The sequence below is a fragment of the Paraburkholderia sp. Ac-20347 genome, from assembly GCF_017104805.1.
GTDB classification, from domain to species: domain Bacteria; phylum Pseudomonadota; class Gammaproteobacteria; order Burkholderiales; family Burkholderiaceae; genus Paraburkholderia; species Paraburkholderia tropica.
Window position 1 is genome coordinate 1 of record NZ_JAAGPN010000041.1, and the last position, 23,195, is coordinate 23,195.

The 23,195-nt window shown below is 65.7% G+C and carries 18 protein-coding genes and 1 pseudogene; 11 read left to right on the forward strand and 8 right to left on the reverse strand.

Going from position 1 to position 23,195, the window contains the following annotated elements; genetic code table 11:
* The coding region (locus tag G3N97_RS10945) for a LysR substrate-binding domain-containing protein (RefSeq protein ID WP_205993222.1) at nt 1–659 on the forward strand (659 nt) is incomplete at its 5' end.
* A 50-nt stretch (nt 660–709) separates the two neighbouring features.
* Here G3N97_RS10945 and G3N97_RS10950 read toward each other — a convergent pair.
* Complete coding sequence (locus G3N97_RS10950; protein ID WP_065063018.1) at nt 710–1,051, reverse strand: hypothetical protein; 342 nt, start codon at nt 1,049–1,051, stop codon at nt 710–712.
* A gap of 767 nt (nt 1,052–1,818) precedes the next feature.
* Between G3N97_RS10950 and G3N97_RS10955 the strand changes: the two genes are divergently transcribed.
* The 3 genes from G3N97_RS10955 to G3N97_RS10965 all read left to right on the forward strand — a co-directional run bounded on the left by G3N97_RS10955 (nt 1,819) and on the right by G3N97_RS10965 (nt 5,488).
* A complete protein-coding gene (locus tag G3N97_RS10955) occupies nt 1,819–3,738 on the forward strand; it encodes an SMP-30/gluconolactonase/LRE family protein (RefSeq protein ID WP_205993223.1) in 1,920 nt (639 codons plus the stop codon).
* Between the two features lie 70 nt (nt 3,739–3,808).
* Nucleotides 3,809–4,447 carry a TetR/AcrR family transcriptional regulator gene (locus G3N97_RS10960; protein WP_205993224.1) on the forward strand — a complete coding sequence of 213 codons (639 nt, stop codon included), beginning with the start codon at nt 3,809–3,811 and terminating at the stop codon, nt 4,445–4,447.
* Nucleotides 4,448–4,504: 57 nt separating this feature from the next.
* Entirely contained in the window at nt 4,505–5,488 is a 984-nt protein-coding gene (locus G3N97_RS10965; protein WP_205993225.1) for an MDR family oxidoreductase, read from the forward strand.
* A 41-nt stretch (nt 5,489–5,529) separates the two neighbouring features.
* Here G3N97_RS10965 and G3N97_RS10970 read toward each other — a convergent pair.
* Nucleotides 5,530–6,045: pseudogene (locus G3N97_RS10970) on the reverse strand (ShlB/FhaC/HecB family hemolysin secretion/activation protein); the annotation flags it as partial.
* Between the two features lie 258 nt (nt 6,046–6,303).
* Here G3N97_RS10970 and G3N97_RS10975 point away from each other — a divergent pair.
* From G3N97_RS10975 to G3N97_RS10995, 5 genes are all read left to right on the forward strand, one after another.
* Nucleotides 6,304–7,206 (forward strand): alpha/beta hydrolase, encoded by a 903-nt coding sequence (locus G3N97_RS10975; protein WP_205993226.1) that lies wholly within the window; start codon nt 6,304–6,306, stop codon nt 7,204–7,206.
* An 89-nt stretch (nt 7,207–7,295) separates the two neighbouring features.
* Nucleotides 7,296–7,895 carry an ABATE domain-containing protein gene (locus G3N97_RS10980; RefSeq protein WP_205993227.1) on the forward strand — a complete coding sequence of 200 codons (600 nt, stop codon included), beginning with the start codon at nt 7,296–7,298 and terminating at the stop codon, nt 7,893–7,895.
* Nucleotides 7,896–8,058: 163 nt separating this feature from the next.
* A complete protein-coding gene (locus tag G3N97_RS10985; protein ID WP_205993228.1) occupies nt 8,059–8,712 on the forward strand; it encodes a DsbA family oxidoreductase in 654 nt (217 codons plus the stop codon).
* Between the two features lie 289 nt (nt 8,713–9,001).
* Nucleotides 9,002–10,399, forward strand: a complete 1,398-nt coding sequence (gene dbpA, locus G3N97_RS10990) for an ATP-dependent RNA helicase DbpA (protein ID WP_205993229.1) — start codon at nt 9,002–9,004, stop codon at nt 10,397–10,399.
* Nucleotides 10,400–10,504: 105 nt separating this feature from the next.
* Nucleotides 10,505–11,398, forward strand: coding sequence for a LysR family transcriptional regulator (locus G3N97_RS10995; RefSeq protein ID WP_205993230.1), 894 nt, complete (start codon nt 10,505–10,507; stop codon nt 11,396–11,398).
* A gap of 45 nt (nt 11,399–11,443) precedes the next feature.
* On the opposite strand, the gene G3N97_RS11000 is transcribed toward G3N97_RS10995, so the two are convergent.
* The gene (locus tag G3N97_RS11000) at nt 11,444–12,454 is read right to left on the reverse strand and encodes an aldo/keto reductase (protein WP_205993231.1); all 1,011 of its coding nucleotides are present in this window, start codon (nt 12,452–12,454) and stop codon (nt 11,444–11,446) included.
* 272 nt (nt 12,455–12,726) lie between these two features.
* Between G3N97_RS11000 and G3N97_RS11005 the strand changes: the two genes are divergently transcribed.
* Together G3N97_RS11005 and G3N97_RS11010 are read left to right on the forward strand one after the other, a co-directional pair.
* Nucleotides 12,727–13,428: a carboxymuconolactone decarboxylase family protein gene (locus G3N97_RS11005; RefSeq protein ID WP_205993232.1), complete on the forward strand. Its 702-nt coding sequence runs from the start codon at nt 12,727–12,729 to the stop codon at nt 13,426–13,428.
* A gap of 286 nt (nt 13,429–13,714) precedes the next feature.
* The gene (locus tag G3N97_RS11010; RefSeq protein ID WP_205993233.1) at nt 13,715–15,028 is read left to right on the forward strand and encodes an MFS transporter; all 1,314 of its coding nucleotides are present in this window, start codon (nt 13,715–13,717) and stop codon (nt 15,026–15,028) included.
* A gap of 28 nt (nt 15,029–15,056) precedes the next feature.
* Here G3N97_RS11010 and G3N97_RS11015 read toward each other — a convergent pair whose 3' ends face one another.
* The 5 genes from G3N97_RS11015 to G3N97_RS11035 form a co-directional block, all read right to left on the reverse strand.
* Nucleotides 15,057–16,292, reverse strand: a complete 1,236-nt coding sequence (locus tag G3N97_RS11015) for a CoA transferase (protein WP_241030517.1) — start codon at nt 16,290–16,292, stop codon at nt 15,057–15,059.
* 1 nt (nt 16,293) lies between these two features.
* Nucleotides 16,294–17,133 carry an enoyl-CoA hydratase-related protein gene (locus G3N97_RS11020; protein ID WP_205993234.1) on the reverse strand — a complete coding sequence of 280 codons (840 nt, stop codon included), beginning with the start codon at nt 17,131–17,133 and terminating at the stop codon, nt 16,294–16,296.
* 15 nt (nt 17,134–17,148) lie between these two features.
* A complete protein-coding gene (locus G3N97_RS11025) occupies nt 17,149–18,435 on the reverse strand; it encodes an MFS transporter (RefSeq protein ID WP_205993235.1) in 1,287 nt (428 codons plus the stop codon).
* 124 nt (nt 18,436–18,559) lie between these two features.
* Nucleotides 18,560–21,667 (reverse strand): FAD-binding and (Fe-S)-binding domain-containing protein, encoded by a 3,108-nt coding sequence (locus tag G3N97_RS11030; RefSeq protein ID WP_205993236.1) that lies wholly within the window; start codon nt 21,665–21,667, stop codon nt 18,560–18,562.
* Nucleotides 21,668–21,778: 111 nt separating this feature from the next.
* Nucleotides 21,779–22,999 (reverse strand): aminotransferase class V-fold PLP-dependent enzyme, encoded by a 1,221-nt coding sequence (locus G3N97_RS11035; RefSeq protein WP_205993237.1) that lies wholly within the window; start codon nt 22,997–22,999, stop codon nt 21,779–21,781.
* Nucleotides 23,000–23,195: the final 196 nt, after the last annotated feature.

The window sequence follows — 23,195 nt, forward strand, 5'->3', positions numbered from 1 at the left end:
AAGCCGCCGAAGCCCAGGCGCGCTCGCTGGCCGACACGCCGCGCGGACGCCTGCGCATCACCGCGCCGGTGACCTTCGGCGCCTTCGCGCTGCCCGAGGCGATCGCGCGCTTTTTAAACCGCTATCCCGACGTGCAGATCGATCTCACGCTGACCGATCGTTTCGTCGATATCGTCGACGAAGGCTACGACGCCGCCATCCGGCTCGGCGCGCTCAACGACTCGACGCTCGTCGCGCGTGCGCTCAGGCCGTATCGCTTCGTGGTGTGCGCGTCGCCCGCCTACCTCGCGGCGGCGGGCGCGCCCGAGACGCCGCACGCGCTGATCGGGCACGAGTGCCTCGGCTTTGCCTATACGTCAGCGCCGCCGGCGAGCGGCTGGGGTTTCATTGAGAACGGTCAGGCCTGGACCGCGCCGATCGCGCCGCGCCTGCGCGCCAACGACATGAAGGCGCTGATCACGGCGGCCGTCAACGGGCTCGGCATTGCGCTCGCGCCCGAGACCGCCGTGCGCGACGCACTACGCGACGGCACGTTGGTGCCGCTGCTCACGCAGTACGAACCGGTGGCGCGGGCCATGCACATCGTGATGGCGAGCAGCCCGACGACGCTCAAGCTGCGGTATTTCGTGGAGGAAGTGGTGGCGGCTTTCGGCGCGTAGATTCGGCGCATGATTTCAGTGCCGCGCGGCAAGCAAATCGACGTGGCGCGTCAGAGCGCTTCGTGGCACAGCGACATCATCCGCTGCACCATCGTGGAGGCTTCGTTGAGTTCCATCTCGGCGGTGAAGAGCACCGAGACGCTCGACAGACGCACGGCGATGCCCGCGCCCAGCAGGTCGCGGCTCGCGATCTTCAGCGCGAGCTGACCGAGGCGCACGCGGTCGAGCCAGTGCATCGTCAGCGCGCTCTTGTCCAGCCATTCGCGGCAGCACTGCACGACGTGATCGACGCGCCACTCCTGCGTGAGCGCATACGACGACGCGGCAATCGCGACCAGATAGCAGAGCAAGTCGGGGCGTGCACTGCTCGCTTCGACAAATTCGACTTTCACGGCTTGCTGTCCCTGATTTCCCGACGTGGAAGGCACCACGCCGCTACTGAAACGAAGTCCTCTACCTATGGGCGAGCGCGGCAAAAGCAAGCATTGTGCGCCCGAATGCGCCCGATTGCGTGCGCGTATTCATTTCGCCCGCATGAAATTTCGACGATGGAATTCGCTGACTGCGTCTGTCGACCAGGTCTAAAGACCCGGTGTGAAGACCCGGTCTAAAGACTATACGCGCTCCCGGTGACATCCAGCATAAACGGCGAATCGTTCCGCATGAGATCGCCGCGCGCGTAAAGAGTTCGACATTCATCCACGCGAGCGTGCACCGCTTTGGCTCGCTCCGCCTTCGTCATGTCACGACAATCGCCGCTGCAAAACACGCGCTAAACAGAAAACGTTGCATGCACATTCTTCCCGCGTAATGCGCCGAAATTGCAGCGTAAAACGCCGTTCACGCATGTCTTGCAATCCGCATAGCGCCTTCGACGAAGCCCAACCCACTGGCGCATAACGACGTTTCAATTCCTCGCGCATAGCGTACAAAAAATCGCGCCGCGCGGCATGGCGCTTGCTCCGATGCGCGCGCGTAAACCCGCAACATCGCCCGCAACATCGCCCGCAATTTTGCCCGCGACGGCGCTCGCAAAACGCCCATTGCGACACGCGGATCACGCACGTCGTTTCGTCCCATTTCCGCCATGTCATCAAGCGCCGCGGGATGCGCTCATCGTCATGGCGTCACCGGTTTATCCGCACCAGGAGCCTCATCCATGTTCACGAAGCGCATGTGCGCCACTCTCGTCTGCGCCGCGACGGCCGCGATCTCGCCTGCGTCCCATGCGCAGCAGTACACCACCGACTGGCTCGCCAACACTTACGGTACGCTCGCGGCGCACGTGGGCAACGGCGCACGCTCGATGTGGGTCGCGCCCGAAGGTGTCATCTATACGTCATCGTTCTGGGACGAAAACGAAGGCGGCGTCGCCATCTATCAGAACGACAAGAGTCTCGGCTCGATCGGCATCCACGACGAATTCCAGGGCGGCGCGATCACCGGCAACGCCACCGATATCTTCGTCGCGCTCTCGGTGAACACCTCGAACGGCAGCGGCACCGTGGGCCGCTACAACCGCGCGAGCGGCCAGCGCGACCTCACTTTCAACGTGAGCGTGTGGAACGCCCTGAGCCGCGTCGACGCCATCACCGGACTCGCCACCGCCGGCACGCTGCTCTACGTGAGCGACTTCTACGGCAACCGCGTGCGCGTCTACACCATCGACGGCGCGTGGCAGCGCGACATCGCGATCGCCAATCCGGGCGCGCTCGCGCTCGACAACGCGGGCAACGTGTGGATCGCGCAAAAGAGCGCGGGCACCGTCACGGCGTTCAGTCCGGCGGGCGCGCAGCTCCAGCAGATCCAGATGCCCGCGGGCTCGCAACCGTCGGCGCTCTACTTCGATGCGACGACCGCCCAGTTGATGATCGGCGACAGCGGCCCCGACCAGAACATCAAGCTCTACAGCCTCGCGGGCACGCCCACGCAAACCGGCAGCTTCGGCGTGAAAGGCGGCTACCTCGACACCACGACCGGCATCAAGGGCCAGGTGGGCGACAAGCGCTTCACGCGCGTGACCGGCATCGGCAAGGACAGCAGCGGCAATCTCTACGTGCTCAACAATCCGTGGGGCGGCGGCTGGGATCTCGGCCGCAACGGCGGCACCGATATTCACGCGTACAACGCGGCGGGCACGCTGCTCTGGAAGCTCCAGGGCCTGAATTTCGAAGGCGTGGCCGCGCCCGATCCGGTCACCGACGGCGCGCTGTTCTACAGCGGCACCGCGATCTACTCGGGCACGGCGGGCGGCACCTTCGTGGCCAATACGGTCGATCCGTTCACCTACCCGAACGACCCGCGCCTGAACATGAACGACACGCAGCGCGACGAACACTTCGGCCAGCTCGTGACGGTCAACGGCAACCGCATTCTGGTGGCGTCGGGCCAGAATCCGGGCATCTTCTACTTCTATCACTTCAACGTGGGCAGCGGCTATATCGCGATTCCGGACGGCTCGATTCCGGGCACGCCGTTCAACACCTCGCTCGAAGTGACGGGCGGCTTCTGCCTCGACAGTCGCGGCGACGTCTGGGCCGGACTGAACCGCACGAATCACATCTACCACTATCCGCTGACCGGTTTCGACAGCACCGGCAAGCCGCAATGGGGCGCGGCCACGACGATCTCGACGCCGGAAAGCGTGCGGCCGACGGCGCGCATTCTCTATCTGCCCGAAAGCGACACGATGATTCTCGCCCAGGGCCTCGCGGGCAACTGGGACTGGACCGCGATGAACGGTTATATCGAGGTCTATCACGGCTGGACGTCGGGCAATATCAACCGGCCGAGCCCCGTCATCACGCTCACCAGCGCGAATCCGAAATCGATTGCGGCCGCGGGCAATTATCTGTTCGTCGGCTACGTGCATACGGTGCCCAACATCGACATTTACGATCTCACCACGGGCAAGCTCGTCACCACGCTGACGAATGCGAACCCGTCCAACGTGGACGTGGGCAACGACGTCGATTCGATGTACGGCCTGCGCGTGTATCTGAATTCGGCCGGGCAATACGTGATCACCAAGGACAATTACAACGGCACGAGCGTGATCGTGCATCGCTGGACGCCTTGAGATCGCGCGTGTTCAAGCGTGTTCGAGCCGGGGATTGAATTTTTGAGACGATCGGTCTAATATCCCCGGCATGGACGCCTCGACTGACCGGCCGCGTCGCGGCCGCCCGCGCAAAGACCCGCTCGCGCACGCCGACACGCGCGCCGCGCTGATCCGCGCGGGCATGGAATTGCTGACCGGGCAAAGCTTCGCCGCCACCGGGCTCGACGCCGTGCTCAAGCGCGTCGGCATTCCGAAGGGCTCGTTCTATCACTACTTCGAGAGCAAGGAGGCGTTCGGCCGCGTGCTGCTCGACGCCTACGACGCCTACTTTCTCGCCAAGCTCGACCGCTGGCTGCTTGACACGTCGCGGCCCGCGCTCGATCGCCTCGCCGCCTTCGTCGACGACGCCAAGGCGGGCATGGCGCGTCACGACTACACGCGCGGCTGTCTTGTGGGCAATCTCGGCATCGAAGTCGATATCCTGCCCTCCGACTTTCGCGACGCGCTCGAACGCGTGTTCCAGGGCTGGCAGACACGCGTCGCCGCCTGTTTGCGCGATGCGCAGCAAGCGGGCGAACTCGCGCCGCACGCCGACCTCGACGCGCTGGCGGGCTGCTTCTGGATCGGCTGGGAAGGCGCGGTGATGCGTGCGCGGCTGGTGCGCAGCGCCGCGCCGCTCGACACGTTCTTCAAGGGATTCATCGCCGGGCTGCCGCGCGCGCAGTAGCGCTGCATCAGCCCATTTGTTCGATCGCACCGCTCACGTCACACGGGAAAATGAACCATGTTCAAAGCCATCCTGATTGAAAAGGAATCCGAAACATACTCGGCACGTGTTGCCGAACTCGATGACGCGCAATTGCCGCCAGGCGACGTGCTCGTCGACGTCAAGTACAGCACGCTGAACTACAAGGACGGCCTGGCGATCACCGGCAAAGGTCCGGTCGTGCGCAGCTTTCCGATGGTGCCAGGCATCGACTTCGCAGGCACGGTCGCCCAGAGCGCGGACCCGCGTTACGCGCTCGGCGATACGGTCGTGCTCAATGGCTGGGGCGTGGGCGAACAGCATTGGGGCGGCCTCGCGCAACGCGCACGCGTCAAGGCCGACTGGTTGATTCCGCTGCCCGCCGGGCTCACGCCGCGCCAGACGATGGCCGTCGGCACGGCCGGTTATACCGCGATGCTCTGTATTCTCGCGCTCGAACGTCACGGCATCGGCCCGAGTCACGGCGACGTGCTGGTGACGGGCGCGAGCGGCGGCGTGGGCAGCTTCGCCATCGCCCTGCTCGCGCAGCGCGGCTATCGCGTGGTCGCCTCGACCGGCAAGGTGCAGGAGGCCGATTATCTGCGGCAACTGGGCGCCGCCGATGTGATGGATCGCGCCACGTTCACCGAACCCGGCAAGCCGCTGCAAAAGGAACGCTGGGCCGCGGCCATCGATTCCGTGGGCGGACACACGCTCGCGAACGTCTGCGCGAGCCTGCGCGCGAACGGCGCGGTGGCCGCCTGTGGCCTCGCGCAAGGCATGGAATTGCCTGCAACGGTCGCGCCGTTCATCTTGCGCGGCGTGAGCCTGCTGGGGATCAACAGCGTGACGCGTCCGTTCGAGGAACGTCAGGAGGCGTGGCAGGCGCTCGCGCATACGCTGGATTTGACGACGCTCGACACGATCACGCGCGAGATCGCGCTGGCGGATGCGATTCCCGCTGCGGCGGATTTGCTCGAGGGACGCGTGCGTGGGCGGATTGTGGTCGATGTGAATCGGTGAGTGTTTGGGGCAGTGCTTGTGCTGTTGGCGCGCGCGGGCGGTTAGAACGCTGCTGTTAGCTGGAACCCGACCGTCCAGCGGGCGGTCGGGAAGTTTTCGGGCTTGTAGATCGGCGTGCCCGCGAACAGGTCGTACGAGACGCCGACGTACTTTGTCGGCAAACCGCCGCGAATACCGATCACCGCGCCCGCCAGTTGCGTCCCCGCCAGTGCTGCCGTGTTCGGGCCGAACACGTGCCCGTAGTCGATCCCCGCGTACAACGTCTGTCCCGTCTGGAATACCGGCCATTGCAGTTCGTTGCGCCAGTAAAAGCCACGTTCGGCTGCGAGCATCGTTTCGCCGTCGAAACCGCGCACGGTGTAACGGCTGCCGATCGTCAGATCGTCGATGTAGAAAAGCGCGTCGTTGGTGAACTGGCCGTGGAATGTCGTGACGTACCGGAATGGCTGGTTTGCAATCGCGAATGGCACCGACAGGTTCGCATCGAGCACGGCCATATGGAAGCGGTACGTCGGGCCGTCGATATACGGGTCCGGCGTTGCGCCGAGTCCGCCGACGGGTGCGACCCGCACCACGACCACGCTTGGGCCCATTGCTAACCTGAACGTCGTTGGCGAGGCGGTCATCGTGACGGGTGGCAATGTCGAGCAGAACGCGGGCAACCTGAACGTCGGCGGTAACCTGGTATGGCCGTGGTCGCCCATCACGTAACCTTCAAAAAATAATTTGACAGGTTACAAAGCGGCGTCCACAATGAAACCGCCAATTCGACGTTTTACCCGGTTTCAAACCCCGACACCCAACGGAGCCCCGACATGTCCGCCACTGCATCGACCGCCGCACTGCCCACATATCCCGCCGTCGCACTGAAGACCGTCGAAGCTGACGGCGTGCAGGTTTTCTATCGCGAAGCCGGTCCCGCCGACGCGCCCGTGATCCTGCTGCTGCACGGCTATCCGTCGTCGTCGCATATGTTCCGGCACCTGATTCCGCGCCTCGCCGCGCGCTATCGCGTGATCGCGCCCGATCTGCCGGGTTTCGGCTTCACGCAGGTGCCCGAGGCCCGCGACTATCGCTATTCGTTCGACGCGCTCGCGGCCACCACGGCGGCTTTCGTCGATACGCTGGGCCTCGAACGCTACGCGCTCTACGTGTTCGATTACGGTGCGCCGGTCGGCCTGCGCCTTGCGCTGAAGTATCCGGAGCGCGTGAGCGCGCTGGTTTCGCAAAACGGCAACGCCTACGAGGAAGGTCTCGGCGACGCGTGGGATCCGATCCGCCGCTACTGGGCCGATCCGAGCGCCGCGAACCGCCAGGTCGTCGCGGACGCCGTGCTCAATCTGGAAGGCACGCGCTGGCAATACGTGCACGGCGTGGCCGATCCGTCGACGGTCGAACCCGAGGCGTATTACCTCGACGCCTTGCTGCTGGAGCGTCCGGGCAACAAGGACATTCAGCTCGATCTGTTCCTCGATTACGCGTCGAACCTGAAGCTCTATCCGCGTTTTCAGGCGTTTTTCCGCGAATACACGCCGCCCACGCTTGCGATCTGGGGCAAGCACGATCCGTTTTTCATTCCGCCGGGCGCGCAGGCGTATCGCCGCGATAATCCGAACGCGGTCGTGACGATGCTCGACACCGGCCACTTCGCGCTCGAAACCCATGGGGACGAGATCGCGGCGGGCATCGGCGAGTTGATGGAGCGGGCGCGGGCGTAACAACGCGTGGCGTCCGCATCTTCCGTAACCAGATAATTGCACCAAAAACGGTTACAATCCACACGAAGCGCACGAATAAGGAAGCGGATATGGACGCAGCATCAGCGCACGGCAGCGACGCGCACGACCACGGCGAAGTCGATTTTCTCGGCGGCCATCCGGCGCTCGACGCGCTCAATACGGTGCAGCTCGTCGACGGCGAGTTGATCGACAACTGGCAAAGCGACGCCGACGTGGCCGCCTGGCTCGCGCGCCACGATCTCGCCGCCGACGCGAAAAAGCCGCGTTTGAAGGCGCACGCGCTGCTGGAAGCGGCGCGCGATCTGCGCGAGACGGCGCGCACGCTGGTGGACGCGCGACGCGCGGGCGAGCCGCTCGATCCGCGCGCGCTCAACCGTTTTCTGGCGCACGCGCCGCGCACGCTGGAACTGGTCGTCGACGAAAGCGGCGAACCACGCCTCGTCGAGCGCCATGCGCACGGCACGCCCGAGCAGGTGCTCGCACCACTGAGCGCGGCGGTGGCGCAGCTCGTCTGCGAGGCCGATTTCGCGCTCGTGAAGAAGTGCGAGAACCCGGAATGCGTGCTGCACTTTCTCGATCGCACGAAATCGCACCGGCGGCGCTGGTGCAGCATGGCGATGTGCGGCAACCGCGCGAAGGTCGCCGCGTTCCGGCGTCGCCAGCAATAAGGCGGCCCGATCCGGCGCAATCGCGATTCGGCCGCGTCCAGCAGAGATCGGCGTTTCGGGCTAACCTTGCGCCATTGCCGCGTCGCGGCGGCATCGCGTCGTTGTCCCACGCGCACGCCGCGCGACGCCCTCCCGTTTCTTTCGTCCATTTCCCGGGATCGCCATGACACAAGCGCTTCAAATCGACTTCATTTCCGACATCGCCTGCCCGTGGTGCGCGATCGGCCTCAGCTCGCTGCAACGCGCGCTCGCCAATCTCGGCGATTCCGTCGAGGCCCGCATGACCATCCATCCGTTCGAGCTGAATCCCGACATGGGGGCGGACGGCGAATCCATCGTCGAGTATCTCGGCAAGAAGTACGGCCGCACGCCCGAGCAGATCGCCGAGACCCAGGAAGCGATCCGCGAGCGCGGCGAGAGCGTCGGGTTCACGTTCGGTCCGCGCACGCGCATCTACAACACGTTCGACGCGCATCGTCTGCTCTTCTGGGCGCGTCTGGAAGGCCGGCAGGTGTCGCTCAAGATGGCGCTGCTGCGCGCCTATCACGGCGAAGGCCAGGACATGAGCGATCACGCGGTGCTGGTGGCGGTGGCGCAATCGGTCGGGCTCGACGCCGGGAAGGCGCGCGAGGTGCTCGAAACCGGCGCGTATGCCGACGAAGTGCGCGGCGAGGAGCAGCAGGCGCAGGCGATGGGCATCCAGTCGGTGCCGGCCATCGTGTTCAACGAGCAGTACCTGATCAGCGGCGGCCAGCCGGTGGAAACCTTCGAAAACGCGATCCGGCAGATCCTCGCCGAAGCGGCGAAAGAGGCTTGAGCTTTCTGTCGATGGCCGCTTGATAGCCGCCTGAACCCGCTCCAGGCCCGGCGCCGCGAGATCCGCGCGCCGGGCCTGCGTCTTTTCCCGTCCCCGCCCGGTCCGGCGCGATCGCGGACCATTCCGGACAATTCCAGCCAATTCCGCCCGTTTCAACACGCCGGAACCGCCCACCCGCGCGCATCCGGTAAAATTGCGCGACGCGCGACTTTCCGTCGCCGCCTGATCCATCCTGCAGCGCGCCCGCCCGCGCCGCGCGCTGCCCACGCCTTAGGGCGCGAGACCCCGTATGACGAAATCACCCACCGCCACGCCCTTCAGCGAGCTTGCGCTCGCGCCCGCCACGCTCGAGAACCTCGCGCGCCTCGGCTACGTCGAGATGACGCCGATCCAGGCCGCCAGCCTGCCGCTCGCGCTCGCCGGCCACGACCTGATCGCCCAGGCGAAAACGGGCAGCGGCAAGACCGCCGCGTTCGCGCTCGCGCTGCTCGCGCGTCTCGACGTGCGCCGCCTCGACGTCCAAACCGCCGTGCTCTGCCCGACGCGCGAACTCGCCGACCAGGTGACGCAGGAAATCCGCCGCCTTGCGCGCGCGGAAGAAAACGTCAAGGTGCTCACGCTGTGCGGCGGCACGCCCATGCGTCCGCAAACCGCGAGCCTCGAACACGGCGCGCACATCGTCGTCGGCACGCCGGGCCGCATCATGGATCACCTCGAACGCGGCAGCCTCGACCTGAGCGCGCTCAACACGCTCGTGCTCGACGAAGCGGACCGCATGCTCGACATGGGTTTCTTCGACGACATCGCCAAGGTCGCGCGCCAGTGCCCGAAGGAGCGTCAGACGCTGCTGTTCTCGGCCACCTATCCGGAAGGCATCGCGAAGCTGAGCCAGCAGTTCCTTCGCAATCCGAAGGAAGTCAAGCTCGAAGAGCATCACGACGATAGCAAGATCCGCCAGCGCTTCTACGAAGTGACCGAAGACGAGCGTCTGCATGCCGTCGGGATGCTGCTCAACCACTTCCGCCCGGTCAGCACCATCGCATTCTGCAACACCAAACAGCAATGCCGCGACCTGCTCGACGTGCTGCGCGCGCAGGGCTTTCACGCGCTCGCGCTGCATGGCGAGCTCGACCAGCGCGACCGCGATCAGGTGCTGATCCAGTTCGCGAACCGCAGTTGCTCGGTGCTCGTGGCGACCGACGTGGCCGCACGCGGTCTCGACATCGCCCAACTCGAAGCCGTCATCAACGTCGACGTGACGCCCGATCCCGAAGTCTACGTGCACCGCATCGGCCGCACGGGCCGCGCCGATCAGGACGGCTGGGCACTGAGCCTGTCGAGCATGAACGAAATGGGTCGCGTGGGCGGCATCGAGCAGGCGCTCAAGCGCGAAGTCGAATGGCATCCGCTCGCCGAACTCAAGCCCGCCAGCGACGCACCGCTGCTGCCGCCGATGGAAACCGTGCAGATTCTCGGCGGCCGCAAGGAAAAGATCCGTCCCGGCGACGTGCTCGGCGCGCTCACCGGCGAAGCGGGCTTCACGGGCGCGCAGATCGGCAAGATCAACGTGACCGATTTTTCGACCTATGTGGCCGTGGAGCGCAGCATCGCGCGCGACGCCGTGCGCAAGCTCAACGCCGGCAAGGTGAAGGGCAAGAAGGTCCGCGCGCGTCTGATGGACGAGTGACGTAACAGAGCCCCTGGCGGCGGCCCGCGCGCAACGCGCGGCGCCCCGCCTCGCGCGATCGCCGGTGGTACGATGCGCAGCACTGTCTGCGAATCCGGAACCCACATGGCGCGCGAAAATTTCAGCGATCTCCTGGCCTTTCTCGCCGTTGCGCGCGAACGCAGTTTCACGCGCGCGGCCGCGCAACTGGGCGTGTCGCAATCGGCGCTGAGCCACACGATCCGCGCGCTCGAAACGCGGCTCGGCCTGCGCCTGCTCACGCGCACGACGCGCAGCGTCTCCACCACCGAAACGGGCGAACGCCTGTTTCAATCGCTCTCGCCGCGCTTCGAACAGATCGACGCCGAACTCGCCGCGCTCGCCGACCTGCGCGACAAGCCGGCCGGCACGATCCGCCTCACTGCCACCGATCATTGCGTCGATACCGTGATCTGGCCGAAGCTCAAGCACTTCCTGCCGCAGTACCCCGACATCAAACTCGAAATCAACGTGGATTACGGTCTGCGCGATATCGTGGCCGAACGCTACGATATCGGCGTGCGCGGCGGCGACCAGGTCGCGAAGGACATGATCGCCGTGCGTATCGCGCCCGATCTGAAGATGGCGATCGTCGGCTCGCCCGAATACCTCGCGAAACACAAGGCGCCGAAGTCGCCGCAGGATCTGCTCAAACATGACTGCATCACGCTGCGTCTCACGAGCGCGGGCGGTCTCTATGCGTGGGAATTGGGCCGTGACGGCGACGCGCTTTCCGTGCGCGTGGACGGCCAGCTCACCTTCAACACCGTGCCGCAGATGCTCAACGCGGCGCTCGCGGGCCTCGGCCTCGCGTTCATTCCGCAGGATGTCACGTTGCCGTACGTGCGCGCGGGCGCGCTCAAGAGCGTGCTCAAGGACTGGTGCCCGGAGTTTCCGGGCTACCACGCGTTTTATCCGAGCCGCCGCCAGTCGTCGCGCGCGCTCGGACTCGTGATCGATGCGCTGCGTTATCGCGGCTAAGCGGCCGGCCCGGATGCGCATTCAGGCGCGCATTCCGCAACGTATTCAGACGAGCTTGCGGCCTTCGACTGGATAACCCGGATCGGTATAACCCGGCGTCGAAGCGTGACCCGGCGGCACGAGGCTGTCGATGAAGCGTTCGTCGTCTGCGTCCAGTTTGAAATCGAGCGCGGCCCGATAGCTGTCCCAGTGCGCCTCCGTGCGCGGCCCCGCAATCGCCGAACTCACGCAGCGGTTGTTCAGCACCCACGCGAGCGCGAACGCGATGCTGTTCGTGCCGCGCTCGGCCGCATGCTTCGCGATCTGCTGCGCGATATGCAGTGATTCCGGACGCCACTCGGTCTGCTGGATACGGCGATCGCCGCGGCCCACGCGGCTGTCGGCGGGCGGCGGCGTATCGACAGCATATTTGCCGGTGAGCACGCCGCGCGCGAGCGGACTGTACGGCACCACGCCCAGGCCGTAATGCGCGGCGGCGGGCAACTGCTCGACCTCGGCCGTGCGATCGACGATGTTGTAAAGCGGCTCGCTCGCCACCGGACGATCGATGCCGAGTTGATCGGCGAGACGCACGACTTCGGCAATGCGCCAGCCGCGGAAATTCGACAGCCCGAAATAGCGCACCTTGCCCTGGCGGATCAGATCGGCCACGGCGCGCACGCCTTCTTCGAGCGGCAGATCCGGCAGCGCGCGATGGAAATACAGCACGTCGATATAGTCGGTGCCGAGACGCTTGAGGCTCGCCTCGACCGTTTGAAAGATCCACTTGCGCGACTGTCCCTGCTGATTCGGGCCCTGCGCCGGGCCAGCCGGAAAGCCGAACTTGGTGGCGACGACCCAGTCGTCGCGGCGCGCGGCAATGGCGCGGCCGACGATCTCTTCCGAGCGGCCCGCGTGATACACGTCCGCCGTATCGATGAAATTGATGCCCTGATCGAAGGCTTTGTCGATGATACGCACCGACGTCGCCTCATCGGTTTCGCCACCGAACATCATGGCGCCCAGACACAACGGCGACACCTTCAATCCACTGCGGCCCAGATTTCGATAATCCATTCGCTCTTGCTCCAAGGTTGCTGCGCGTCCCGTCGACGGCGTATTCGCCTATTAGAATGCGTGGCAGCGATGAAATAAATACCAGTTCATGGCATGGCTTCATGAATACGATTCATCAATAGACCGACGCGGACTTCGCGCGCAGCAAAAGCAATCTGCCCGCGATTCATGAATGGCGTTCATAACGGCATGCGTCCGGACGGGCTCAATCGAAACGATCGGATCTGATAGAAATATCGCGTTTGCGCCCTCCCCAGCCAAGGATATCGATCATGCAGAAAACGCCCTCTCTCGCCGACATGCAAGCCGTCGCGCCCGCTTTCGCGCGCTACACGTCGGAGACCGTGCTTAACGGCCTGTGGAAGCGCCCGCAACTCACGCCGCGCGAACGCAGCATCGTCACCTTCGCGGCGCTCGTCGCGCGCAATCAGGTCATCGAACAGCCGCGCCATCTGCGGCTCGCGCTCGACAATGGCGTGACGCCCGCCGAAATCGCGGAGATCGTCACCCATCTCGCGTTCTATGCGGGCTGGGCCAACGCGAGCGCGGCCGTCGCCGCGGCGCTGCCCGTGTTCGAGGAGCGCGGCATCGGCGCCAGTCAACTCGCCGATGCCGCGCGCGAACCGTTGCCGCTCGACGAAGCCGCCGAAGCGCAACGCGCCACGCTCGTCTCGCAACTGTTCGACGACGTCGCGCCCGGCGTCGTGCAATACACCACCGATGCGCTCTTTCGCGACCTCTGGCTGCGCCCCGGCCTCGTGCCGCCCGAGCGCAGCCTCGTCACCGTGACGGCGCTGGTCGCCAACGGTCAGGCCGCACAGATCACCTACCACCTGAATCGCGCGATGGACAACGGCCTCACGAAAGCGCAAGCCTCGGAAACGCTGACGCAACTCGCGTTCTATTCGGGCTGGCCGAACGTGTTCTCGGCGATGCCTGTATTCAAGGAAGTGTTCGAGCGTCGCGGCATGTAATTTATTCCGGCATCCTGATTATTTCGATGCGGCGAGCCATGCGTTCTGATTACATCATGCGCGGCTCGCCGTCGAAGCTCTCTTTCGCTTCCCTCACAACGAATTTCCATTCCCTCTTCCCGCTGCGCGTCCAATAGCGCAGAATGGTCTGCAAACGCGTCACGGCAATTTCATGCCTGAAAACAAGGCATGAAATTGCCGAGCGTCCCACATTCTGGGCGAATCACCTCCCTCGGCCCGCGCCGAACCGCCCAGGGCTCACGCAGACCACACAGGAGGAGACACGATGGACAACAAGGTGCTGACGCCCGCGAGCGCAGCCGCTGCCACCACGCGCGCGAATTTCCGCTGGCGCGTGCTCATCTGGCTGCTGATCGGCGGCATCATCAATTATCTCGACCGCGCCAATCTGGCCATCGCCGCGCCCGGCATGATTCACGATCTCGGCCTCACGCGCACGCAGATCGGCTTGCTGGGCACGGTGTTCGCCTGGACTTACGCGGTCATGCAATTGCCCGCGGGCTGGATCATCGACCGCTTCGGCGCGAAGCGCGCCTACGCGGTCGGCATGATCTGGTGGAGCGTGGCGACGTGGCTCACGGGCGTGGTCGGCTCCATCGCCGGGCTCCTCGTGATGCGCGTGCTGCTCGCCGTGGGCGAAGCGCCGTGCTGGCCCACGTCGGCGAAAATCACCGCCGCCTGGTTTCCCGCCAAGGAGCGCGGTTTCGCAACCGGCATCTGGGACTCGTCGTCGAAATGGGGCCCGGCGCTCGCGCCCGCCGTGCTCGTCGCGCTGATGATCGCGTTCGGCTGGCGCTCGCTCTTTCACGTGACCGGCGCGATCGGCATCGTCTTCGCCGGGCTGTTCCTGCTGCTCTATCGCAATCCGATGCAGAGCAAGCGGCTCTCGCGCGAAGAGTTTGCCTATATCGAAGCGGGCGGCGGCGGTCACGAGCAATCGCTCACGAACGCGCCCATCAAATGGCGCTCGCTGTTCGCTTCGCAAAGCGTGTGGGGCATGATTCTCGGCTACTTCTGCGCGATCTGGCTGTGGAATCTCTTCCTCGTGTTCCTGCCGCTTTATCTGCTCGACCGCTTTCATATCACGCTGGTGCAACTGGGTCTTTACGCGAGCATTCCGTGGTTCGGCGGCGCGGTGGGCGAGATCGTGGCAGGCTTCGTCGCCACCAAGCTCGTCGATGGCGGCTTCGCCACGCCGATCGTCGCCAAGCGTCTGATGATCGTCGTGACCTCGCTCGGCGCGGCCGTTTGCGCGGTAGCGTTGCCGTTCGTGGACAGCATCGGCGCCACCGTCACGCTGATGACGCTCGGCCTCGCCTGCATCGCGGCGACCATCGGCAACGCATGGGCGCTCGCGGGCGACATCGCGCCGAATTCGATGATCGCTTCGGTCAGCGCGATCCAGAATTTCGGCGGCTATTTCGGCGGCGCGTTTTCGCCGGTCGTAGCGGGTTTCATCGTCGATCGCACGGGTTCGTATCTGCTGGCCTTCGTGATCGGCGGCGTGATCGCGGGCTGCGCCGCGCTGTTCTACTGGTTCATGGCGCGACGCGCGATCGTGGAGACGCGCGCCGCTTGAGGCCTTGAAACAAGGCACAAAACACGATTCAAGGCGCGGCCGTCACCGCGCCTTCCCGTTCCAGCACGGCGATCTGCGCCGCGTCGTAGCCAAGCTCGACCAGCACGTCGCGCGTGTGTTCGCCATAGAGCGGCGCGGGCCGCGCGTGCGTGGTCGGCGATTGCGAAAAATGAATCGGCAAGCCGATGCCAGACATCTTTCCAGCAAGCGCATGCTCGGTCTCGACGATCATGCCGCGCGCCAACGCCTGCTCGTGCGCCGCGGCTTCCGGCACGCTGAGCACAGGCCCGCAGGGCAAGCCGATTTCGTCGAAGGTCGCGAGCCACTGCGCGGTGCTGCGTTCGCGCAGGCGCGCGCTCAGGATCGCCGCCAGATCGGCGCGATGAGCGAGACGGCCGGCGTTGGTCGCGAAGCGCGCGTCGTCGGCGAGACCGGGAATCGCCAGCACGGACACGAGGCGCTCGTAATTGCTCTGATTCGCCGCGCCGATGTTGATCCAGCCGTCGCGCGTTTCGAAGGCCTGATACGGTGCGCTGGTCGGATTGGCCGAGCCCGCTTTCTGCAGCACCGTGCCGTCGGCGAAATAATTCGCGAACGCCCAGTACATCTGCTGCAAGCCCGCTTCGAACAGCGACGTGTCCACCATTTGCCCGAGGCCGGTCACCTGCCGTCCCGCATAGGCCGCGCAAATGCCCAGCGCCGCGAGTATGCCCGCGTTGATATCGGTGACGGGCGAGCCCGCCTTGATGGGCGCCTGCCCCGGCTCGCCGGTCATGCTCATGAGGCCGCTCATGCCCTGCGCGATGAGGTCGAAGCCGCCCTTGTCCGCATACGGGCCGCTGCGGCCATAACCCGAAATCGCGCAGTAAATCAGGCCTGGATTGTCGGCCTTGAGCGTGTCGTAGCCCATGCCGAGTTTCTCCATCGTGCCGCGACGATAGTTTTCGGTGACCACGTCGGCGTCCGCGAGCAGACGGCGCAGCACCGCGCGCCCGCCCTCGGTCTTGAGGTTGAGCGCGATGCCGCGCTTGCCGCGATTGACCATCATGAACGACGCGGACTCGCCGCTCGCGAGAATCGGTGCGAAACGGCGGCAATCGTCGCCGCCCGGCATCTTCTCGACCTTGATGACTTCCGCGCCCATGTCGGCGAGCATCATGCCGCACACCGGCCCCGACATGATGTGCGCGAGTTCGATCACCTTCATGCCCGCGAGCGGTCCCTCGCCGGGCTTGCGCGGCGAGCTGTCCTTTTCCACGTTCATCTCAGCGTCCCTTGAATTGCGGCGTCGACTTCGCGAGAAACGCCTGGTAGCCAATGCGGAAGTCCTCGGTGCCGAAGCACGCAAAGCCTTCGTCGCGTTCCGCGTCGCTGAGCGGCGCCGGATTGCGCGCGCGGCGCACGAACTGCTTGTGCCAGCGCGCGACCAATGGCGCGCCGCCCGCGATGCGCCGCGCGGTGTCGAGCGCCTGCGCGCTCACCTCGGCGTCGGGCACGACGCGCGTGACGAGCCCTTTGGCGAGCGCTTCGCGTGCGTCGAGAATGCGGCCTTCGAGCAGGATCTCCAGCGCGACGGCCTCGCCCGCGAGACGCAGCAGCGCGTTGAGTTCCGCGTGCGCCATCACGAGACCGAGGTTCTTGATCGGCGCGCCAAAGCGGCTCGATTCTCCGCAGATCCGCAGATCGCAGAGGGCGGCCAGTTCCAGCCCGCCGCCCACGCAGATGCCGTGAATCATCGCGACCACGGGCACGGGACACGCGTCGATCAGGTTCAGCGTGCGATGCATGAGCGCGCCGTATTCGCGCGCCTGTTCGACGTTCGAGCGGTCAGTGGCGAATTCGCCGATATCGTTGCCCGGCGAGAACGCTTTTTCGCCCGCGCCGCGCAGCACGATGCAACGCAGCGACGCATCGGCGGACAGCGTCTCGAAGGTGTCGCCCAGCGTGCGCCAGAGCGTGCGCGTGAGCGCGTTGAGCTTCGCGGGCCGGTCGATCGTGACGATGGCGATAGCGTCGTCGCGCTCGTCACGATCGATACGGATGCGGCCGTTCGCGGTTTCATTCGGGGCTTTATTCACAGTGTCATGGGCGGCTTCATCGTTCATCACGATCTCCCTGCCTTACGCGGTGGTATGCGCGTGCGCGCCGTCGGCGGAACGCGAGGCGCTGTCGAGCGCGCGGTCCGGACGCATCGTGAACGACAGCACGATGCCCGCCGCCATGATCGCCATCGACACCGTGAACGGCAGATTCCAGTTGCCCGTGCGGTCGATCAGCCAGCCGCCCACCACCGGGCTCACGATGGCCGCCGCCGCCGAGCCCGTGTTCATGATGCCGCTCGCGGTGCCCGCATGCTTCGGCGCGATGTCCATCGGCACGGACCACATCGGCCCGATCGTCATTTCGTTGAAGAAGAATCCGCCGCTCAGGCACAGCGCGGCGAGCGTGACCGTGACGTTCTGCACGAACAGGATCGGCGCGAGCGACAGCAGCGTGAGGAACATGCACACGCCCACCATCACGTTGCGCGCGAGACGCAGGTTCTGGCTTTTCTTGAGGATGCGATCGGTCACCGAACCGCCGAGCCAGTCGCCCAGCACGCCCGCGAAAAACACGCCCGAAGCGAACAGCGCCGACTTGCCGAGCTGCATGTGATAGTTGTGCAGGAAGTACTGCGGAATCCAGCCGAGAAACAGCCACAGCACCCAGCCATAGCAGAAGTACACGGCCGTGACCGGCGACATGCGCGCGGCCAGGCGACGCCACGGCACCGGTTCGCGTTCCTTCGCGCCCGTGTAGCGTTCGAGCCCGGCGCATTCGGCTTCGGTGATACGCGGATGCGCGCGCGGATCATCGCGGAAATACCAGATCCACAGCAGCGCCCACAGGAAACTCACCACGCCCGTGACGATGAACGCGCCGCGCCAGCCCGACATCAGCATGAGCCAGACGATCAGCGGCGGCGCGACGGCGTTGCCGATGCGCGAGGCGGCGTGCGTCGTGCCTTGCGCGAAGCCACGCCGGTCGGCGGGCATCCAGTTCGACATCGCGCGCGTGGCGGTCGGAAAGGTTGCGCCTTCGCCGAGACCGAGCAGAAGACGCGCGACGATCATCGACGCGAAGCCGCCCGCGAGACCCGTGAGCACGGTCGCGCCGGCCCAGATCAAGGCGCACACCGCGAGCGTGCGGCGCGGGCCGAAACGGTCGCCCACCCAGCCGCCGATGATCTGGAACAGCAGGTACGGATACGCGAATGCGGAGAATACGATGCCGACTTCGGTATGCGAGAGATGCAGTTCGGCCGCGAACTGGCTCGCGGCCGTGCTCACGTTGACGCGGTCGACGTAGGTGATGAGGTACATCGCGCACAGCAAGAGCAGCACGCGTGTGGTGGCTCGGCGGAACATCGTCGTCTCCTGTTTAGTCATGGCGCGAACGCGGGGATGCGGCGCGCGGGCTCACTGCTGTAGCGTGATTCGACTGCTTGTTCGACTACGTGCGGCGGTTGCGTGTGGCAAATGCGTGTATCGACTACGCTTGCGCGGCGTGCGGATGCAGCGCGCGTTCCAGCACCTGCGCGACGTGCAGCGCATGCGCCGCTGCGCCATCGGCGATCTGATGACGGCAACTCGTGCCATCGGCGACCACGAGCGCGTCGCCGGCCTGCTGGGCCGCGCGCACGGCGGGCAACAGCGAGAGTTCGGCCATCGCCATCGACGTCGCGTAATGCTCGCGCTCGTAGCCGAAGCTGCCCGCCATGCCGCAGCACGACGACTCGACCGTTTCCACCTTCAGCTGCGGAATCCAGCCGAGCACGGTTTGCACCGGCGTGAACGCGCCAAACGCTTTCTGATGACAATGGCCGTGCACGAGCGCGCGCGCTTTCGGCAGCGCGTGCAGCGTCAGATCGAGCCGCTGCGCCGCGTGCTCGCGCACGAGAAATTCTTCGAACAGGAACGCGTGGCGCGCGAGCTTCGCGGCGGCCTCGCCGAAACCGTAAGCGGTCCACTCGTCGCGCAGCGTCAGCAGGCACGACGGTTCGAGGCCGACCACCGCCACGCCGCGTTCGACATACGGCAGCAGCGCATCGAGCGAGCGACGCGCTTCGGCTTTGGCTGCATCGACGAGACCGGCGGAGAGCATCGTGCGTCCGCAGCACAGCGGACGCTCGCCCGCGCGCTGATTCAGATGGACCGTATAGCCCGCCGCTTCGAGCACGCGCTGCGCGGCGCGCGCAACAGCGGGCTCGAGATAGTTGCTGAAGGTATCGACGAAGAGCAGGACTTCGCGCGTCGATGTTGCCGATTCAGACTTGCTTTGATCGCTTTGATCGCGTTGATCGCGTTGGCCGCTTCGATCGCGCTGCTGCGCAAGATACGGACGCCCGATCTCGGGCAGCGCACGCGCCTCGGCCAGACCGATGCGCCGCTTGAGCCACGCCGCCACGCGCGGCAGGCGTTCGAGCGCGGCCGGACCGCCCGGCACGCGGCTCGCGAGCGGCGCATAGCGCGGTAGATAAGCCACGAGCCGGTCGCGCCAGCGCAAGCCGTGTTCACGTTGCCACGCCGCGCGCGCCTCGATTTTCAGGCGCGCCATGTCCACGCCGGTCGGGCAATCGCGCTTGCAGCCCTTGCACGACACGCACAGATCGAGCACGTCCTTCACCGCCTGGCTCGCGAGACCGCCGACACCCGCGCCGCCCTCCGCGCCGTCGAGTTGCCCCGAGAGCGCGAGCCGCAGCGTATTGGCACGGCCGCGCGTGACGTGCTGCTCGTCGCGCGTGACGCGATAACTCGGACACATCGTGCCCGCGTCGAACTTGCGGCAATGGCCGTTGTTGTTGCACATCTCCACGGCTTTCGCGAGGCCCGCGCTCGCGTCGTGGCCCGAGCCCGGCGCGCCCTCCTCGCCCGTGAGCGGATCGCGCGTGACATTCCAGGCCGACCAGTCGAGCGCCGGTTCGAGCGCGCGCTCGCGATAACCCGGCGCGAAGCGGAAGTGTTCGGCGGCATCCATCTTCGGCGGATTGACGATGCGATCCGGACTCAGGCGATTGCCCGGATCGAACAACGTCTTGATCTGCGCGAACGCCTCATTGATGCGCGGGCCATACTGCCACGCGACCCATTCGCCACGGCACAAGCCATCGCCATGCTCGCCCGAAAACGCGCCCTTGTACTCGCGCACCATCGCCGCGGCCTCTTCGGCAATCGCGCGCATTTTCTGCGCGCCGTCGCGGCGCATATCGAGAATCGGCCGCACGTGCAGCGTGCCCACGCTCGCGTGCGCGTACCACGTGCCTTCCGTGCCGTGTCGATGAAACACCTCGGTCAGGCGGCTCGTGTAGTCGGCGAGATGCTCGAGCGGCACCGCGCAATCTTCGATGAAGGAGACCGGCTTGCCGTCGCCCTTCATGCTCATCATGATGTTCAGGCCCGCCTTGCGCACGTCCCAGAGCGCTTTTTGCGCGGCGGCGTCGGCCATTTCGACCACGCTGCCGGGCAGGCCAAGATCGCCCATCAATTCGACCAGCTGCGCGAGCCGCGCGATCTGCGCCTCGCGGTCGTCGCCCGCGAACTCCACCAGCAGCACCGCTTGCGGCGAGCCGACCAGCGCACGCTCGATCACCGGCTTGAACGCGGGATTGCTCAACGCAAGATCGATCATCGTGCGATCGACCAGTTCGACCGCCGCCGGCCCGAGCTTGACGATGTGCTGCGTGAGATCCATCGCGCCGTAGAAGGTCGGAAAGTTCACCACGCCCAGCATCTTGTGACGCGGCAGCGGCGCAAGCCTGAGCGTCAACTGGCGGCTGAACGCGAGCGTGCCTTCGGAACCCACGAGCAGATTGGCGAGATTGGGTTCGCCGTCCGCTTCGAAGGCGAGCGGATTCTGGCAATCGAACAGATCGAGGTTGTAGCCCGCCACGCGACGCAGCACTTTCGGCACGCGCTCGCGCAAGGCGTCGCGCTCGCGTTCGGCGATACGGCGCACGCCGTCGACGAGCGCCTGCGTGCGCGGATCGCGCGCCATCGCCGAGAGCTTGCCGAAGCGGGTTTCGTGACCGTCGGCGAGCACGGCGTCGATGGCGGCCACGTTGTGCACCATGATGCCGTACTCGATCGAGCGCGAGCCGCACGAATTGTTGCCCGCCATGCCGCCAATCGTGCATTGCGCGCCCGTCGACACATCGACCGGAAACCACAGACCATGCGGCTTGAGCCACGCATTCAGATGATCGAGCACGATGCCCGGCTCGACCGTGACCGTGCGCGCGTCCTTGTCGAAATCGACGATGCGGTTCAGCCATTTGCTCGTATCGATCACGAGCGCTTCGCCCACCGTCTGCCCGCACTGGCTCGTGCCCGCGCCGCGCGCCAGCAGCGGCGTGCCTGTTTCGCGCGCGATATCGAGCACGAGGCGCAGATCGTCCTGATCGCGCGGCACCACGACGCCGATCGGCATGATCTGGTAGATCGACGCGTCGGTGGCGTAGCGACCGCGCGAGGCGCGGTCGAACAGCACGTCGCCGCGCAGCTCCTGCGCGAGGCGCGCGGCCAGCGGCGTGAGCGCCGCGCGCGCGGAAGCGGGCATCAGGCGAATCGGCTGAACGAGCGGTTTGGGCGTGGACGTGAGCATCGCGTGTGGATACGTCAGGAATCCGAACGTTATGGACGAGAGAGATCAGCCGCGCGTGCGTGACGTAGCTCGTCAACGCACGCGCCGCGCTGATTACGACATCAGGCTGCGTCAGGCGGCCGCTTTCAGCGCGGGCCGCGCGGCGTGCTCGGTCAGATACGCCATCGCCGCGCCCACGCCCGTGCCCGCGAGCGGCACGCCCGCGAGCCGCAGGCCCATTTCGCAGCCGGTCAGCGCGGCCATCAGCGTGAGGTCGTTGCAGTCGCCCAGATGACCGATGCGGAACATGCGCCCCTTGACCTTGCCGAGCCCGGTGCCCAGCGACAGATCGAAGCGTTCGTAGATGAGCTTGCGCACCGCGTCGGCGTCCACGCCTTCGGGCATCATCACGCCCGTGAGCACCGGCGAATAGACGGCGGGATCCGCGCACTGGATCTCCAGGCCCCAAGCCTGCACGGCCGCGCGGCACGCCGCCGCAAGCCGCTGATGACGCGCGAACACGTTATCGAGTCCTTCGCCGAGGATCATGTCGAGCGCTTCGGCGAGGCCGTACAGCAGATTCGTGTTCGGCGTGTAGGGCCAGTAGCCCTGCTGGTTCATGTCGATGATTTCGGTCCAGGCCCAGAACGCGCGCGGCAGCTTCGCCTCGCGGCTAGCCGCGATGGCCTTCGGCGAGACCGCGTTGAAGCTGATGCCGGGCGGCAGCATCAGGCCTTTCTGCGAGCCGGAGACAGTCACGTCCACGCCCCATTCGTCGTGCCGGTAATCGGCGGACGCGAGGCCCGAGATCGTATCGACCATCAGCAGCGCCGGATGCCCTGCGGCATCGATCGCGCGGCGCACGGCGGCGATATCGGACGTCACGCCCGTCGAGGTTTCGTTGTGCACCACGCAGACAGCCTTGATCGTGTGGCCCGCGTCCGCGCGCAGACGCGCCTCGATCTGATCGGCCTGCACGCCGCGTCGCCAGCCTTCGATGCCCGGCAAGCCGAGAAATTCGGGTTTGAGGCCGAGGCTTTCGGCCATCTTCTTCCACAAGGTCGCGAAGTGGCCGGTCTCGTACATGAGCACCGTGTCGCCCGGCGAGAGCGTATTCGTGAGCGCCGCTTCCCACGCGCCCGTGCCCGAGGCCGGATAGATCACCACGGGCTGCGCGGTCTTGAAGATCTTCTTGATGCCGTCGAGCACGGAGAGCCCGAGCGCGCCGAATTCAGGCCCGCGATGGTCGATGGTCGGGTAGCTCATGGCCCGCAGGATGCGGTCCGGCACGGGGCTCGGACCGGGAATCTGCAGGAAATGTCGGCCGGCGGGATGGAAGTCGAGTTTCAGCATGAAGGCGTCCCACGTTCAGGAAAGGTCGGAAGTCACACGCACTGCGTTCGAAGCCACCCGGCAGCTGCTCTTACGCCGAAATGGCATTTTGCATGCAAAATACTCTAGTCCACCCAGCCGCAGATGCAAGGCTCAATTGGCATGAAATGCCCCAGGGGAAACCCGCCGATGCAGTGCAGCGTGGGTTCTCGGGCGA